The sequence below is a fragment of the Serratia sp. 121840015-1 genome (genome assembly GCF_053627655.1).
Map to the genome: position 1 here is coordinate 1 of NZ_JBSEYF010000017.1, position 16,198 is coordinate 16,198.

The window sequence follows — 16,198 nt, forward strand, 5'->3', positions numbered from 1 at the left end:
TCCACAACCATCAGCGTGATGGGATGCATCGTATGAGCATTTCTGGAACAGCCAATTACGAGCCTAACTCTATAAATAACAATTGGCCAAGAGAACCCCCCCCGGCAAAGGGCGGGTTTGCAACCTACCCGCAACCAATAAATGGTGAAAAGACCCGCAGAAGGAGTAGCACTTTTGTTGACTTCTATTCTCAGCCACGTCTATTTTGGCTGAGCCAAACCAAAGTGGAACAAAATCATATTGTCGGAGGGTTCAGTTTCGAATTGGGTAAGGTTGTGCGCCCTTGGATACGTGAACGTGTGGTTGATCAACTTACTTATATTGATCACCAGTTGGCCCAATCTGTCGCTGATAATCTTGGCATAAGATTGAGCCAAGAACAACTGAAGCATCCATTACCTGGCCCCGTCAACGGGATATCTAAAGATCGTTCATTAAGTATGTACGATGGGCATCATCAGATACTCAAATCACGCCAAGTGGCTATTCTTGCTGCCGATGGTGTTTGTGGGGAATCTATTGATAATATTATGAAAACCCTTAAAAAACATGGTATTCATGGAAAGGTTTTTGCTCCGCACTTAGGTAGAATAACTTCTCTGCAAGATAATGAAATAGAGGTCGACGGTACCATAGAAGGCAATCCATCTGTGATGGTGGATGCCGTTATCATACCGGAAGGAGAAGGCAGCATTGACTCCTTGATGAAAAACGGCAACGCCAAACATTACGTGATCCAAGCATTTAAACATCTGAAAGCGATAGGGCTGCAAGGTAAAGCGTTTAAGCTATATGATGCATTGCCGTTGCCCAAACCAGATGAAGGTATTATCGTGGGGGATAAGGCTGCGGATTTGGCTGAGGCATTTTGTAATGCTATGAAAGGACATCGTATTTGGTCCAGAGAAAGCGTAGCACAGGAAATTGCTGGCTAAAGTAGTACTAACTTGGGCTCTCATTTAAGGGAGCCCTACCAATGAGGATCAACAGGATTGTCGTTATGGAATACTATGGTTATACACTTGTTAAGTTTATAATAGGTTTTGTTATTGTAATTACTCATCTAAATCTATCGGGTAAAACTCAGCTTTCCCAGATGACCCCCGTAGACTTCATCGGCAATTTCGTGCTGGGTGGAATTATTGGTGGTGTGATCTATAGCGATTCAATACCTATGCATCAATATGTACTGGTACTCTTTATCGGCGTATTTCTTATCTCGTTATTGAATGCATTAAGTAAGCGCATACACTTTTTTCGCACTGTTACTATAGGTCAGCCAATACCGATCATCAAAGAGGGTCGCTTTCTTATTGATGCCATTTCGAGTAAAAGAAATAAAATTGATATATTGAATGTCTCCTCTCAGCTTCATGCGCAAGGGATCCCATCCTTCCAGGAAGTCACTTATGCGCAGATAGAGCCAAATGGTCAAATAACGGTTGTATGCGATGACGCCAAGATGCCTTCAGTTATCGTAATGAAAGATGGTAAGGCCAGGATTGCTGAACTCAGTTCGATAGAGAAAGATGAAGCATGGCTTGCCTGTAAATTAAAGGACGCTGGTATAGATCCTCACGCGGTTTTTCTTGCGGAATTTTGGAATGGAAAATTAAGTTTTATATTAAATAACGGCGAGGTTAAATTCTCTCTTTAAGTACTATTCATTGTTATAGCATTTGAAGTAATAATTTTCCTCCGTAGATTTGGCATAACTGATTATTATTGCTATGTTTGTTATGGCTCGATTGAGACTGTGGCATCTCTTTCAGCAAACTTAACACAATGTTAACAACATGAAAAGGATCGTAAATGAAAATGGAAAATGGGATGGTTGTTGAAAAAAAAATATCATGGGGTAGCGTAATAGGCGGTGTGATCACTGTATTGGCCGTGTCATTACTGTTGTCAACGCTGGGTACAAGTCTTGGGCTTTCCATTGTTGACCCGGCTTCGGACGATCCGGTAAATGGAGCGGGAACCACCGTTGCCGTCTGGTCTGCAATCTCGATTATTGTCAGTCTTGCCATCGGCGCTTTCGTCGCCGGTCGTCTGGCAGCAAATGATGGTCTCATTCATGGCTTTCTGGTGTGGGCTACAGCGCTCATTGTTGCTGCAGTTCTGGGAACCTTGTTGGTTGGCTCAGCCGTTAAGATGACTGGTAATGCGCTCGGCGCCATAGCTTCTACCTCAGGTAGCCTGCTTTCAGGTGCAGGCTCTGCGCTTGGAAACGGTGCTTCCGGAGTGGCAAATGTGGGAAAAAATCTCTTTGACCAGCTGGACATCGACACAAAACTTGAGCCGGAAAACCTAAAATCGGATGTGGTAGCAGCATTGAAAAAGAGCGATATACCTTCGTTGCAGCCAGAATTTATGCAGCAGCAGCTTGATGGTGCTAAAGCGGATTTGAGTGATGCGATTAAGGCTTTCTTCAACCAGCCTGATAGCAATGACGCTATCATGCAGAAACTGATTAGTAAGCTGAAAAAGCGTGCGGATGCAATTACTCAGGATGTCAACCAGGACTCATTGAAAAAAGCGCTGAGTGAAAACACCGACATGACTCCTGCAGAGGTTGATAAAACAGTCACTAACTTGATCGATACTAAAGAAAAAACAGCTCAAATCGTTAAGCAACGTCTCGATGAAGCTGAAGCGAAAATTAATGAGGCGAAGCAAAAGTATGCCGAGCTTAAACAGGAAGCCCGTGAGCAGGCTGCTGCAGCTGCAGATGCATTGGCGCGTGCGGCTCTGTGGTCATTCTTTGCCTTGCTTCTTGGTGCAATCATCAGTGCGTTGGCCGGATTGTGGGGCGTAAAGACGAATGCCCGTCATATTCGAAGCTGAGGCTGGTTTAGCGTTACCAAGAGACCTAATCAGATTGAGTGCAATTTTAGCTATGTTCATGCAGTTAAGGAGAGACTTATGAGAAAATCGCTAATGTACGCTGCGACCGTCATTTTTTCCATCATGGCCCTATCGGGATGCACACGTTCAAGTTATGCCATCTATACACATGACGGCCGTACTATAGTCAGTAAAGTTAAACCGGCCCAAACCAACGCAGGCTTGGTAGGCTACACCGATGCTAATGGCGTCAAACAGCAAATTAACCAGTCTGAAGTGAAAGAAATTTCAGAGATCCCATAATGAAGTCAAGAGGATAGAAGTAAAATAAATTAGTTAAGTAACAGTGTTATTTTTTAATGAAGACCCTTGTAACAAGGGTCTTCATTAATCAACAGAATTGATTGGTATCTATAGTTATTTAAATGTTACACCCACCACCCAACCATTAAGATGCAGTCTAAGAAACTACTTTTTATAGAGGGATTCTCATATAAAAAGATGTAACTAACTTTAATGGAATAGGTTTGGAGCGTGCTTTGTTCTTTTAATCAATTAAGGAAAGCCTGGTGAGTAAATACAGCCTGGCAATTTTACGATTTACGCTGATGTTTATTTTTACGTTAGTTCTTGTAGGTTGTCCTGAAACCCCTAATAAATCTTTGCGGGAGCAGGTAAGGGATGCTGAAAAGGCTTCTGGATATAGCTCAGATCCTGCTGTAATTGAAAAATGATGAGGTTAATATGGTTCGTGCAAACTCTGGAAAGTCGATCTCATCCTAAACGTCAATACGCCCCGGATGAGACGACTACTCCCAATATCAAATTGGCACGACCCATCCACCCCCAATAAGGAAATCATGGCATGGATAAACAGGAATACCGGCTGTACCTGGCCATGTTGAAGGCGCGCGGCGAACTGGCGCGCAAGGCAATGGCCGACAACGCCCGGCGGCGCAACATGCTCAAAGCGCATCGTCAACGACGCTCTGACGACATCAGGTCATTGTTGGCCTGGAAAGACAGGGATGTCTCAGTTGACGGGTTACTGGCCAGCGATGAGGAGTTGGAAACTCGTGAACGGGCGTTTGGCAAATAATGCGAAAGCGTAGGCAGCTGGCTGAAGGCGATAATAAGGGGGTTCTACATGGGAACCCCAGATTTTTCGAAGGCTGAAACAGACTAGGGGCGGTGGTTCAATCATGGAGCGCGAGAACCTAAACCAGCCTCTTGTCTTGTTATCTGAACAGGCGGATCCGTTGACGAATAAATTTCATTGCCCCCCATGCGGCCACAGCTCTGCGTGGCCATATGATCAGACGACGTGGTTTAGATTTGAGCGCATACAGGGCGGCTATCCCGATACCGGGAACGATAAAAGCCCGGCAACGGTATAATGCCTGCCAGCCGCGATCAACGGGTTCCGACAGTCTTAGCCAATCACTCTTTAACAGGCTCAATGTCTGTCGCTGTTGTGCTATTTGTTGCAATAGTTGTTGTTTACGGTTTTCCCTGAGTTCCCTGACATTCATGCTTCATCCCCCTTAAGAATGCTCAAATCCTTACTGAGTTGTCTGCGGGTCTCTGGCAATATACTGCTACGGGAAATTATTTGTCTGATGAAAATGCTCGAAGCTAATGCGAGAACAATAAACACAGCGGAAGCCCCCCCCAGTACCATGAGGCGATGTTCCGGTGAGGCTAACAACAGAATAAACACCAGAAGGGATATAATACCAAACGCAGTGAAAAGAAGGGCCAGCCCCACCATTATCAGGAGATGGGTAATGCGGCTTTTCTCTTCTTCCAGCTCAACGGCTACAAGCTCCAGGCGGGTATGCAGCGTTCCGGTAAGGGCGGTAAATACGCGGCGAATAGTGTCTATCAGGCCACGGGAGGGGCCCCGCTGCGGATCATTCATTTTTCTCATAACGGCGTCCTTCTGTTTTGTCCGACAGGGCTTCTTTGCCACTGTGCTTCATCACTGACCGGCGAGCAATGGCTCTGCCGTGTTTTTTAAATCGCAGCCCAGAGAGGTTAACGCGAAGTTTAATCCGGTATCCCCGGACAGGCCGGGGAATCGAGTTAATGGCCTACTTTTTCGCTTACCGCGTCACCCGCCTGTTGAGCGGCTTCTTTTGTTTTATTCCAGCCTTTTTCTGTGGTTTCCTTGGTCCGGTTCCAGGCTTTCTGTGAGTTTTCCTTTACCTTATCTGTCGCGGTTGCTTCTCCGCCGTTTTTGAGCCGGTTTTCAGCCTGAAGTTGTTTCTCCTCAAGCCGGTTTTTTGCCTTGTGAGTCGTTTCTTCAGCACGATTGGTGGCCTGCTCAGCCTTCTGCCCTGCTTTGTTTTTTAAATGTTCAGCATTGATAGATTCGGCCAGAGCGCCTGTGGATACCAATGTTGCAGAAAGGATAACTATATTTAATATATTCATTTTTAACTCCTTTAAATTATAGTAAAGCACCTGCTATCAGAAAAAGCGGGCTTTGCGCCCGCGTTTATCTTATTTACGGCCAATGAGCAGACCAATGAGTAAGCCAATGCCTGCAGCGATGGAGATCGCCGCAAATGGATTGTTTTCCACATTATCACGTACGACTTCAGCAGCCTCCTGAGCTGCCTGACTCCCCTGTGCCGCGACTTTACGGGCCGCTCCTTTTACCTGGTGCCCGTAATCGTCGGTCAGTTCACCGTATTTTTCCTGCGCTTCGCCAGCAACTTCTTTTACTTTGTCTTCAGCTTTCCCAAACATGATGTTCTCCATAACGGTTATGACTCAGAATATTTAACCAGCTTTATTTCGCCAGCATTAACGTTATACAAAAAATGTGCCAAATACTCAAACACACGCTATAGCAGCTTTTTTGATAGCTAAGCATGAACTGCTTGGTGCTTTTGACCATAATATAATCAAATTGACCACAATATCCTTAGTGTAAAACCTCTAGCCGAAAATGTTGGCGGTTCTGGCATAACCCTCGATAAGGAGAGATTCTATGGGTGCGCAGTATTATTGTCGTGGTAACACTTCGCCTTATGTTGCTTTGCCTGCTGATAAAACGGCTCTTCGCCTGGAGTCGCAGGGGCTGTGGCGGCGTGCCGCCACGCGCTGGCAGCAGGTGCTGCTTCGTGAGGCAGACGACCACGTGATAGAAGCGGTGCTGCAGCGCCTACGCTATTGCCTGGCACAGGCGCCAACACAGGTCCGCCGTGTCAGTGACGGCACCGCGCCGGCAGGCGCGGCGCTCGTGGCGAGAAACGGTATGCCGAACGACCCGGATCTGTGGCGAATGGAATAATCAAACAGGAAAGGGTTCTACGCCGGAACCCAATTTGGGTGATGCGGCGACCGGAAGATCCCTACCGATCATAATGTCGAGGCCGAGCGAACCGGTCGGGATTGTTGCCCTTGTGCATTAGCACCTTTGCTGAACGCCTTCTCGGTGGCGGTAATGGCGCTTTACAGTACTTTAGCGCGACTTGGCCACGTCCTGTGTTATGCGGGGTCGTGATACATTGCTCATCGGGCGTTCTCCTCTGGTCGGAAACGAAACGTGTTATTATAATTACACTGTATGCATAACCAGTTAAATATAAAACCGACGAGGAATAGCAAGGAACTATGGTGAGGTCAACCGCGAAGTGGGCACACGCCCCACATTTTGAGGTGAATATTTTTACCGATGATGCGCACAGGTTATCCCCCAAATTTGTGGATAACGTCCTGGTTGTGAGTGGCGATGTGCCGTTGGCGGAATATTTGAACCGTGTCGGTCGTGGTGTTACGCCGGTTCAAGCGCGATGGTGTGGCAGGCTGACGTGCTGCCCTGCCGGCGCGTACACAGTCCGTACTCGGCCATCACATGCATAAACCGGTCGGCGTCACCGACCACCCGAAACGTGACGGGGTGCAGATGGCGTCCGTCCTGGGCAAAAGCGGCGTTCAGCGCCGTTTTTTCGACATAGAACCCGTTATGCTGTGACGGTGTCGGCACGACGCCGGACTTCCACTCTTTCGCATCCAGCACATAATTGTCCCAGCCCTGGTCTTTCAGGGTTTCAGAGGCGCAGGTGAGACGGAACAGGTCTGACTGAGCGGCCAGATTGCCGCTGCAGGAACGCCAGAGATACTCAAGATGCTGGCGCAGTTTGCCCGCCGGGCCGTGCTTACGGCCGCGGTCGAGTAACCACTGGATATCAATCGCGACGCTCCTGGGGAAGCGTTTTTGCTTTTGAGCGGTGGCCAGCCAGCGGATCAGGAACAGGTTTTCGGCATAGGGCGTGCCGGCGATACCGTCCTGGCGCGCCAGCCCCAGCGCCGCGAGGGCGCAGAACGCCAGATGGCTGAGCGCTGAGGTGGTGTTTTCCGGGGAAATGGATGTTGTTTTATCTGACAATGGCTGCCCTGCCCGTCGACGCAAAGGATTAGTGGCGAATTTGGGCCAGGTCGTCAGCGGTCAGCCCGGTCATCTTCATCACCGCGTCGCGATCGAGGCCATTGGCCAGCATGGTGCGGGCGATTTTCAGTGCAGCTTCTCGCTCACCTTCCTGACGCCCTTTTTCCATACCGCGCTGTTCACCCAACTGGATACCTTTTTGGATACCCTGTTCTATACCCTTCTCGATACCTTTTTGTTCAAGCTGTTGTGCGATAGTCATCAGTTCCTCCTCATGTTGCGGTACCCGCTGGGCCAATTCACGGACAAATGCCTGCGCATCTGCCGATTCACCGGCCTGGATAATATAGTGTATCAACGAAATCACCTGTGGCGAAGACAGATAGCCGGCCAGCAGAATGGCGGACAGTTTGTCGGTCAGCTCGGCCAGGTCGCGCTGGCGAATATGTTTCTGCAGCAGAGTCAGTGCGGCCATGCTGCGGTGGCCCATAATTTCTTCGTCGGGGATGACCGTCACATCAACCAACGGAAAATCGCCGGTGTACAGTTTCCCGGCCAGCGTTGGATCATCAAACTCCTGCAGCCAGTTGGTCGAGTAAGGATATGGGCTGCGTTTGCCGGTATAGAACAGTACCGGAATGACCAGCGGCAGCGTTTTGTGGCCGGCGTCGAGGTGACGCTGCATGGCGGCGACGGCATAGCGAATGAGGCGAAACGCCATGTGCTTATCCGGGCTGGACTGGTGCTCGATAAGCACGTGCACGTAACCGTCAGCGCCGTCGTTGGTTTTCAGGCTGTAGAGCACGTCGCTGAAATACTGGCGCAGGTCATCTTCGACAAAGGAGCCGGACTCCAGTTTCAGCGTGCTGAGGTCACAGATGGCCCGCAGTTCGGCCGGCAAATGTATCTCCATGAAGTCGCGGGCTATTTCGGGTTGCGTCAGAAATTGCCGGAAAGTGGCATCATGGGGCGTTGGATTTTTTTTCATGGCGCTATCGTAACATGTTCGGTCGACGGCTCACTATCGCTGAGCGAAGGCTTCACCCGTTCTCCGGGCAGAATAGCGTCGGGATGTTGCTGCCGCCAGGTTTTTAATATTCGGTAGACGCTGGCCCTGCCAATGCCCAGTTGGTCGGCAACCGCTTCGCGGGTGAGTCCGGCCAGCGTCAATTCAATCACCTGCTGCGCTTTCGCCTGAGCGGTGGGTTTTCTTCCTTTATATGCCCCCCTGGCTTTCGCGCGGGCAATGCCTTCCCGTTGTCGTTCCTGACGCAGGCGTGTCTCGAACTCGGCGAATACGCCCAACATATCCAGGAAAGCCTTGCCGGACGCCGAAGAGGTATCGATGGCCTGCTCGGTCGCCCTGAGCTTGATGTTTTGCCCTTCAAGTTCATGAACCAGATTCTGTAAGTCGCGCAGACTGCGTGACAGGCGATCGATACGTGTGATCACCAACGTATCACCTTCTCGCAAGTAATCAAGGCAGTCATCGAGTGCCTGACGGCCCTCTTTCCTGGCGCCGGTCATTTTCTCCGAGAAGATTTTACGGCAGCCGGCTGAAGTCAGCACCGCTATCTGATGTGTCAGATCTTGATCTGTCGTGGATACACGAGCATAACCGACGAGCGCCATACGATTTAATCTCACTAGACATTAGATAATGAGATTTTTGCGTATCAAATTTACTAAATCAAGTTATGTGATACTTGTTTTGAACAAATTACCCATACTCTCACAAATGTATGGTTCTCAGGCGAATGATTTACAGCGTGATGCGCTGATCGCTGCCGACGTTGACGCTGCCCATCTTTATGAAGACCGGGCATCGGGCAAGCGAGAAGATCGCCCTGGACTTATTGCCTGTCTGAAGGCCCTGCGGCCAGATGATACCCTGATTGTATGGAAACTGGATCGACTTGGTCGCGACCTTCGTCATCTCATTAATACGGTGCATGACCTTACAGGACGCGGGATAGGCCTGAAGGTACTGACCGGTCACGGAGCGACTATCGATACCACGACAGCTGCCGGCAAGCTTGTTTTTGGGATCTTTGCCGCACTGGCCGAGTTTGAGCGTGAACTGATTGCTGAACGAACGACTGCAGATCTGGCATCAGCAAGAGCCCGTGGGCGGAACGGCGGCCGGCCTTATAAAATGACGCCAGTCAAACTGCGACTGGCAATGGCATCAATGGGGCAACCAGAAACAAAGGTCAGTACGCTATGCCAGGAACTTGGGATAACCCGGCAAACTTTGTACAGGCATATTTCCCCTGATGGTCAACTGCGAGCGGATGGGATCAAGCTGCTCAACCGTGGATAATTTATGTCGCCAGAAAAATCTGAGCCCCTGCTGGTTCCCCCTCATGAAGGTTTAAGTGAAAAAGCACATTTTATTGACATGATACATAAATTAATCTAACAATTATTTTAACTCTACGATTTTAATGAAATATGGCTATTAACCCATTATGGTTAATTCAGTGCAAATCAAGGAGGTAAGAAATGAGAGAGCTCAGCGAGAAAGATGTTCAGCAAGTCAGTGGTGCTGGTGTGGTAACCGACCTGATCAATGGGGTACTTGATGCCCCAGCCAGACAAATCGGCTCGTCGATCGGCGCTTTTGCAGGGGATCTTGCTGTACAGGGGTTCCACACGGCCACAAATGCTGTTAATGAGTTATACAAAGGCGTGTCGTCCTTTGTCAGCGGTATCTTTGGCCGATAATTTCTAAATGGAATTTCAAGGAGAACAGATATGCGTGAATTGACGATTCATGAAGTTGAGGATGTCAGCGGCGCGGGCATCATTCAGGATGTTCTGACATGGGGCGGCGCAGCCATTGGTGGAACAGTAGGTACCGCTGTAGGCTCGACCGCCGCAGGGCTGGCTGGTGCTGCCGTAGGTACTATTGTACCCGTTGTCGGAAATATTATCGGCGGTGGTGCCGGAGCGGGTATCGGCGGAACGATCGGAGGCGTCGTCGGAGCGGGTATTGGAAGCGTGACTGGCCATACTGCCGGTGCAGTCATTGAAGGTGCCATCGGTGGATTCTTTGGCAGTATTTCTCATTCGCAAGCTGCCTGAACTCGTAAAACAAGCCCTGCACTTGGGTGCAGGGCTTGTTTTATATTGTACCGGCTGGATTTAGGGTAATGACCCTGTCTGCTGAAGCAACTGTTGATTCCCTGTGTGCAATAATGATCCGCGTAATATGAAGCCCTTTGATGGCCTGATTGACAGCGCTTTCACTTTCCTTATCCAATGCACTGGTGGCTTCATCCAGAAATAACAGCGCCGGTTTCTTGTAAATAGCCCTGGCAATAAACAACCGCTGTTTTTGGCCGCCAGACAACCCTTCTCCCAATTCACCGATTAAGGTTTCGTAACCCATCGGCATCTTCATAATGACGTCATGCAGATAGCTGGCACGGGCGCATGTCTGCATCCATTCATCATCGACATTGTCTGAGAACCCGCAGATATTTTCACGAATGGAGCCGGAGAACAGCTTGTCATCCTGCATCACGCAGGCAATCATCTTATGGTAATTGTTAATTCCCAACTGTTGTATATCAACGCCGTTGACTTCCACGCGTCCACTGTCAGGAGGAAACAAACCGCACAGTACTTTCATCAATGTCGTTTTCCCCGCTCCCGATGCCCCCACTATAGCAACGCTCTCTCCAGGCTGAATAACGAGATCCAGCTTGCTGAAAACAGGGGGGGATTGGCTGTCATAGCGGTAGCTGAGAGCCTGCGTGGTCAGCGCAGCCGGTTGCATTTTCGCTTCGTAGGGAAGGTCAGGCTTACGGTTCTCCCGTGGATGCAGAGCTATATCAGCAATACGCTCGTTATGCAGGCTCATCATGCGAAGCTGAAGTAAAAACTCGGTCAATGAACCGATCCTGTCTGAAAACTGTCCACGAAACACACCGAAAGCCACAAACATACCAATGGTCATCTGATTATCGATAACCAGACTGGTGCCCAACCACAGAATAACTATCTGGTCACAGGCTGCCACGAAGGTGTTGATCCCGCCAAACAGCATATCCATTTTGGTAACCCGTATGCCGGTGTTAATGGCATCTATTTCCAGATTAAGCCAGTTTGCGCTGCGCCTTTCCGCCATTCCTTGCATTTTGACCGTAGCGATCCCGTACAAGGTTTCCATGAAGTACGAACCTGCCCGTGCCTTCCTCACCAGTGACTCTTCAGACAGTTGCCGATAGTAACCATATGTCAGCAGACGAAGCAGTACATACAGGGCTGTGAATGCGATCACCACCCAGGTCAGCCAGCCGCCGTATAACACCATCATCACCAGTACGCCAATGACCATTATACTGTCCATAATGGCGCCGACGATACTGGTCGTAAACGTGTTTCGCAACGTGTCCAGAGAACCGAAACGTGACTGGATATCCCCCAATTTTCGCCGCTCAAAATAGTTAAGCGGTAGCCGCATCAGGTGGTTAAACAGCCCGGACTGCCATTGAACGTTGATGAGCGTACTCATTACCAATGATGACCACGCACGCACCATACTGACCGCGGTTCGTAGCAAGATAAACAGCATTAATCCTGCACAAATGAGAGTAAGCAAGCCATGATCGCCTGCGGGGATCGCGTGATCCATCACCAGTTGCGTACCGACCGGCATCACCAGGTTAATCGTTTCTATCACCAGTGAAAGACTAAATATTTTGCCGAGCGTCCATTTAAGGCCGTGCACACTACCTGTCAGCGTGCCAAGACTGAACGTGTTGCGAACAGTATTTGCGTTAAACGCACTACCCGGCCAGACTTCAAGTGCCACACCGGTAAAGCTGGCCGACAATTCTGACAGGCTGACAGTACGCCGCCCACGAGCAGGGTCATGCAATACGACACGATTTTGTCCAACGCTTACCAATACGACAAAATGATTGAACTCCCAGTGGAGGACGCACGGCATCTTCAGCGCACCGAGTTCATTGATGTCCAGGGATAAAGGGCGAGTGGATAGCCCAAGTTGGTCGGCCATACCAATCAACCCGGCCAGAGTGGTGCCGCGCGCTGACAAATTGAATTGTTGTCGCAATGCAATCAGATCGACATTCTTGCCATAGTGCCCGCAGATCATCGCCAGGCAAGCTAGACCGCATTCCGATGCTTCGGTTTGATGTACCAAAGGCATTCGTTTGAAAAGATGTATATCCAGCTGATTAACCAGGCGTTTAAAAGAGAAATTAGTCATTGACCGGTCCCGTAGCGCTTTGTTTCATGTCGTAGAAAGGTGACAGCATCCATTGATAAACTTTTCTCTTTTCCAGAAACAGGGTGCTTTGCGCCTTCATACCGTTTTCCAGACTGAGGCGTTTACCATGGTAGGAAATAGCCTGCTTTTCTGGTCGTACAATCACTTTGTAATACGGTATGGCGGCAGTCAGCGCAGCTTTCGGTGCGCCCTGGTAAGTCTGCATTTCCTTCGGCGAAGCCGGAGCTTTGGAGATGACGGATACCGTTCCGGCGAACTGACCGAATTTCTCCGCCGGGAAAGCGTCATAGCGCACATTGACCCTATCGCCAGTGGAAATATAGGGGATGGCATCGTTAGGCACCCAGAGCACCAGTGCATAGTGGTCTACCTTGTCAGGAAGCATTTGCAACAGGCTGTCGCCGACGTTCACCATCTGACCAACGGTGACGCTCATTGAATCAACGCGTCCTTCGGATAATGCGCGTACAATGATCACCCCGCTTGCATCAATATTCAGCAGTTCCTTTTGCAGCTCGTAACGTTGCAGTTCCATCTGGTAAATCTGATTATCAAATTCTGCAGCCTGAGTGTGGATCTGACTTTCCAATGCAGTGATCTGCAGCGCATTCTGCTCGTTCTGTCCGCTCAGACCCAGCAGGTTATTTTGTTGCTGGTAATACAGCGCAATCTGATTGGTGAGCTGATCCTTGTTGATCAGTCCCTTGGCCTGATAATGGCGGTAGTTCTGCATGTTCTCTTTCATGATACGTATCCCTTCCTGAGCCCTGCGAAGGATATCGGTGGAGCGTTCAAACGCTGCCGTATATTGCGCTTTCTGTTTTTCCAGCATCGCGAGGGTGGCCCGTTTATTGTCCTCCAGGCGACTGATGATCTGCGCAATACGGGCTTGTTGACTATTTATATCCCGGCGCTGATTGTCACTGACCACACCGCTGCGGGTACTCTTGCTGACGTCAATTTGATAGATAGGGGTGCCTGCAGTGATGATCTGCCCTTCAGTGACTAATTGTTTTACCACCACCCCCTGGACGGTAGAGTAAACGTTGGCAGCACGCGGGTAGGAGGTGATCTCGCCGGTTACGTTGGTTCGACGAGTATAGGTACCGGCGATAATGAAAGTAAGAAATGCAACGATAAAAAACAGGCAGAGTCCTGTCGTGAGCCAAAAGGGAATGCCGGGCAACAACAATGCCCGTCCCCGCCATTTCATTTTCTGATGGCTAATCGCTTCCTGGCGAAACACTGTCTGCCTTCCTTATCATATTGATTGAAATCAGATTACAAGCTTAATTCATAGAGGCTTTTCATGCAAAATATGAGACTGTACTAGATAACCAAGCTCATCTAAAACGGCTAAAAATATTAATTATTGTTATTAGGATATTTGAAGGGGTTAAACGGCCACAAACGGAAAGCATTGAGACTCTGGCCCGGATATCGCCGGCGGCCTGGCAGCACATTTTGCTGAACAAGCATTATATCGTCGAGATCAGTGATGAAATTATTGACCTAGATGCGCTGGTAGCCGGGCTGAAACTGGGATAAGGGAAAAATCTGGGGTTCCGACGTAAAACTCCATTTCCTGACGCAGGGCGGTAAACTGCTTGTTGATTTCAGCCTGCGCGGTCTGAGTCCGGGTGATGGCATGCTGCTGCACGTGATCGTCGAAGGTATTGTCGACCACCTCGAGGGAGGTTCGACAGGATGCTGTGTCTCCAGCTCCGCATCCTGCGAGAAATAATACCTGCCGCCGATGGCCGCGGCGACTACCTAAGCGACCGCGCCCAGCCAGAGATATCGTTTGCGCTTTACCAGCACAGTGATTCAATACAGGTCATGCAATAACGCCAACAACTGTGCATTACTGGACACCCCCAGTTTTTTCATGGCGCTGCACTTGTGCGAACTGATTGTCTTCAGCGAGTTGTGATACCGCGCGGCAATCTGCCGCAAACTCTTCCCTTCCATCATCTCGCTCAGTACCAGACTTTCCCGCAGAGTCAATGTTTTTAAAGCCGCCCCATCATCCTCAGTCGGGCATTGACACACATCATTTCTAGGCAAATCCCCCGCAGCTACCTGTGACACGGCCTGGCAAAAAACCGGTATCGATACTCCCTTTTTCAAAAATAGGGTCTTGCCCACACGTTCAGCAGGTGTGAACAATCGCACGAAATTTTTCGGCAGATTCGTCCACATCAGGCAGATGAGGCTAGGGTGATAACATTTAAGCTGACACCCGAAAACTTCCCAGTCAAGTAGCGTCTCTCCAACACCGTAGGGCACACCAATCAGAAGATCCGCGTGTTCATGAATCAGTATTTTCCGCACATCCGCCAGTGTCTTCGCCTCCCCCAAAATTTTTACGGTATGTCCCAAATAAGCTTTCAACACGCGTATCAGGCAATCGCGATACAGAGAAACCGGGTCATGTACAATAACTCGCAAGCTAAGCGACGAACGTACTGTCACGTTTTGCCCGGATAGACGAGGTTTTTTGCTTCCTTCGGCTGCAATCATCTCATTCTCCTTCAATGCCTCTCACTACTCAGACCTCCCTTAATACCGGCGATGAACGCCAGCCCGACGTATTGGCCGCGCTCTCCGAAGTCCGGATATTGACCTGCGACGATGTATTCAACAATGCAGATAGAGGCTTATGAGACTTACTGCCAATAGACAAAATCAATCAAAAACATACACATACAATTTTACCGCACGATGCGCTAAAAACCGTATCTACTCGTAAACAAACGTCACCCCGATAATAGACTGGACATTACCGGCCACAACCTGACCCGTCGTTCGTGCATAGGAAGCCGTCAGGCCCAAACTTACAGGACTGCTGCCTACCTTTCCGAGAGACACGTTTTTATTAGTAGCAATCACGCCATTGCGGTTAGACAGTTGCACACCCACGCCGGTGGCAGGATTGGATGATGATGTGTTGGTAAATATGGTGCTTTCCGTATCAGCCGTTGTACCGGTCAGATAATAAGCCAGCTGTTGGTTTTGCGCACAATGGACAGTCAGCGGCACAGCAGCCGTGCCAGGGTAATCAGGTAGAGTCACAGTCACGTTGCGCGATGATACATCGCAACCACCTGTAGGAATTATAACATCGTTATTTGCATAAATATTCCAGATGAAATTTCTTGGATACCCACCACCAAAAGTAGCTATCTTATACATCCTCATTACCGCTATCAGCTCACCTGATTTTACTGCTTTTCCGCCTGCAGCGCCCAAAGCCGTTAAATATAGTTTAAAAGGCAACCCTTGATAATAGGTTTGTGTTATTACAACGTTATCTGTATTTGTATTTAAAGGCATGGGGTAAGTCTTGCCATTCCAGTATACAGTTCCGTTAAAGTTGTCAAGAACACCGCCATATGCCGAACCGTCGGTAAGCTTCACATAATCCGTATCAATATTTGGCGGTGTAGAGTCGTTCTTACATTGTATCTGGCTGGATAAATCAACAATCAGGTTTTGCCCTACTCCAATGGATGGCGTAAGGTTTACATAAACGTTAGCTGTTCCTGAAGTAATTGTTTGCCCGGTTGCACTAACCTTACAAGTAAAAGCATTAGCGCCGGATGAGTATGCCATTAGGCATACAGAAGCCACGAGGGCAGCAACTTCTTTTTTCTTCAACACTTTCTTTAGTTTTGAAACCAGTGTCA

21 protein-coding genes are annotated in these 16,198 nt (G+C 49.1%); 10 read left to right on the plus strand and 11 right to left on the minus strand.

Annotated elements, in window-relative coordinates:
* From ACUXAC_RS26700 to ACUXAC_RS26725, 6 genes are all read left to right on the plus strand, one after another.
* Window positions 1-935: catalase-related domain-containing protein (locus ACUXAC_RS26700; protein ID WP_454267142.1), on the plus strand; the 935-nt coding region annotated here is incomplete at its 5' end.
* A 65-nt stretch (window positions 936-1,000) separates the two neighbouring features.
* Complete coding sequence (locus tag ACUXAC_RS26705) at window positions 1,001-1,657, plus strand: DUF421 domain-containing protein (RefSeq protein ID WP_213873926.1); 657 nt, start codon at window positions 1,001-1,003, stop codon at window positions 1,655-1,657.
* A 155-nt stretch (window positions 1,658-1,812) separates the two neighbouring features.
* Entirely contained in the window at window positions 1,813-2,847 is a 1,035-nt protein-coding gene (locus tag ACUXAC_RS26710) for a YrzE family protein (protein ID WP_342123335.1), read from the plus strand.
* 78 nt (window positions 2,848-2,925) lie between these two features.
* Window positions 2,926-3,150 (plus strand): YgdI/YgdR family lipoprotein, encoded by a 225-nt coding sequence (locus ACUXAC_RS26715; RefSeq protein WP_342186893.1) that lies wholly within the window; start codon window positions 2,926-2,928, stop codon window positions 3,148-3,150.
* 266 nt (window positions 3,151-3,416) lie between these two features.
* A complete protein-coding gene (locus tag ACUXAC_RS26720; protein ID WP_158234570.1) occupies window positions 3,417-3,581 on the plus strand; it encodes a hypothetical protein in 165 nt (54 codons plus the stop codon).
* Window positions 3,582-3,712: 131 nt separating this feature from the next.
* On the plus strand, window positions 3,713-3,946 hold the full coding sequence (locus tag ACUXAC_RS26725) for a hypothetical protein (RefSeq protein WP_042785960.1): 234 nt from the start codon (window positions 3,713-3,715) through the stop codon (window positions 3,944-3,946).
* Window positions 3,947-4,085: 139 nt separating this feature from the next.
* Here ACUXAC_RS26725 and ACUXAC_RS26730 read toward each other — a convergent pair whose 3' ends face one another.
* From ACUXAC_RS26730 to ACUXAC_RS26745, 4 genes are all read right to left on the minus strand, one after another.
* A complete protein-coding gene (locus ACUXAC_RS26730) occupies window positions 4,086-4,379 on the minus strand; it encodes a YqjK family protein (RefSeq protein ID WP_071883602.1) in 294 nt (97 codons plus the stop codon).
* On the minus strand, window positions 4,376-4,777 hold the full coding sequence (locus tag ACUXAC_RS26735; protein WP_042785979.1) for a phage holin family protein: 402 nt from the start codon (window positions 4,775-4,777) through the stop codon (window positions 4,376-4,378). The genes ACUXAC_RS26730 and ACUXAC_RS26735 overlap by 4 nt, the downstream gene beginning before the upstream one ends.
* A gap of 155 nt (window positions 4,778-4,932) precedes the next feature.
* Complete coding sequence (locus tag ACUXAC_RS26740) at window positions 4,933-5,283, minus strand: hypothetical protein (protein WP_089186964.1); 351 nt, start codon at window positions 5,281-5,283, stop codon at window positions 4,933-4,935.
* A 69-nt stretch (window positions 5,284-5,352) separates the two neighbouring features.
* Window positions 5,353-5,601, minus strand: a complete 249-nt coding sequence (locus ACUXAC_RS26745) for a glycine zipper domain-containing protein (RefSeq protein ID WP_042785957.1) — start codon at window positions 5,599-5,601, stop codon at window positions 5,353-5,355.
* 244 nt (window positions 5,602-5,845) lie between these two features.
* On the opposite strand from ACUXAC_RS26745, the gene ACUXAC_RS26750 reads away from it, so the two are divergent.
* Entirely contained in the window at window positions 5,846-6,148 is a 303-nt protein-coding gene (locus ACUXAC_RS26750; protein WP_195880148.1) for a PerC family transcriptional regulator, read from the plus strand.
* Between the two features lie 483 nt (window positions 6,149-6,631).
* Here ACUXAC_RS26750 and ACUXAC_RS26755 read toward each other — a convergent pair whose 3' ends face one another.
* From ACUXAC_RS26755 to ACUXAC_RS26765, 3 genes are read right to left on the minus strand one after another with little or no spacing between them, the layout of a single operon-like run.
* Window positions 6,632-7,246 (minus strand): DUF2913 family protein, encoded by a 615-nt coding sequence (locus ACUXAC_RS26755; protein WP_164120420.1) that lies wholly within the window; start codon window positions 7,244-7,246, stop codon window positions 6,632-6,634.
* 28 nt (window positions 7,247-7,274) lie between these two features.
* Window positions 7,275-8,234 carry an Rpn family recombination-promoting nuclease/putative transposase gene (locus ACUXAC_RS26760; protein WP_342123340.1) on the minus strand — a complete coding sequence of 320 codons (960 nt, stop codon included), beginning with the start codon at window positions 8,232-8,234 and terminating at the stop codon, window positions 7,275-7,277.
* The gene (locus tag ACUXAC_RS26765; protein WP_197797151.1) at window positions 8,231-8,878 is read right to left on the minus strand and encodes a recombinase family protein; all 648 of its coding nucleotides are present in this window, start codon (window positions 8,876-8,878) and stop codon (window positions 8,231-8,233) included. The genes ACUXAC_RS26760 and ACUXAC_RS26765 overlap by 4 nt, the downstream gene beginning before the upstream one ends.
* Before the next feature lie 106 nt (window positions 8,879-8,984).
* On the opposite strand from ACUXAC_RS26765, the gene ACUXAC_RS26770 reads away from it, so the two are divergent.
* The 3 genes from ACUXAC_RS26770 to ACUXAC_RS26780 all read left to right on the plus strand — a co-directional run bounded on the left by ACUXAC_RS26770 (window position 8,985) and on the right by ACUXAC_RS26780 (window position 10,333).
* Window positions 8,985-9,569: a recombinase family protein gene (locus ACUXAC_RS26770; protein ID WP_342186951.1), complete on the plus strand. Its 585-nt coding sequence runs from the start codon at window positions 8,985-8,987 to the stop codon at window positions 9,567-9,569.
* Between the two features lie 182 nt (window positions 9,570-9,751).
* Window positions 9,752-9,973, plus strand: coding sequence for a hypothetical protein (locus ACUXAC_RS26775; RefSeq protein ID WP_197781113.1), 222 nt, complete (start codon window positions 9,752-9,754; stop codon window positions 9,971-9,973).
* 30 nt (window positions 9,974-10,003) lie between these two features.
* The gene (locus ACUXAC_RS26780; protein WP_260048812.1) at window positions 10,004-10,333 is read left to right on the plus strand and encodes a hypothetical protein; all 330 of its coding nucleotides are present in this window, start codon (window positions 10,004-10,006) and stop codon (window positions 10,331-10,333) included.
* 40 nt (window positions 10,334-10,373) lie between these two features.
* Here ACUXAC_RS26780 and ACUXAC_RS26785 read toward each other — a convergent pair whose 3' ends face one another.
* From ACUXAC_RS26785 to ACUXAC_RS26800, 4 genes are all read right to left on the minus strand, one after another.
* Window positions 10,374-12,488 carry a peptidase domain-containing ABC transporter gene (locus ACUXAC_RS26785; protein WP_342186894.1) on the minus strand — a complete coding sequence of 705 codons (2,115 nt, stop codon included), beginning with the start codon at window positions 12,486-12,488 and terminating at the stop codon, window positions 10,374-10,376.
* Window positions 12,481-13,755: an HlyD family secretion protein gene (locus ACUXAC_RS26790; protein WP_342186895.1), complete on the minus strand. Its 1,275-nt coding sequence runs from the start codon at window positions 13,753-13,755 to the stop codon at window positions 12,481-12,483. Before ACUXAC_RS26790 ends, ACUXAC_RS26785 begins: the two co-directional genes overlap by 8 nt.
* A gap of 581 nt (window positions 13,756-14,336) precedes the next feature.
* Complete coding sequence (locus tag ACUXAC_RS26795; RefSeq protein WP_260048814.1) at window positions 14,337-15,032, minus strand: helix-turn-helix domain-containing protein; 696 nt, start codon at window positions 15,030-15,032, stop codon at window positions 14,337-14,339.
* Between the two features lie 219 nt (window positions 15,033-15,251).
* Entirely contained in the window at window positions 15,252-16,124 is an 873-nt protein-coding gene (locus ACUXAC_RS26800) for a fimbrial protein (protein ID WP_454267143.1), read from the minus strand.
* Window positions 16,125-16,198 lie beyond the last annotated feature (74 nt).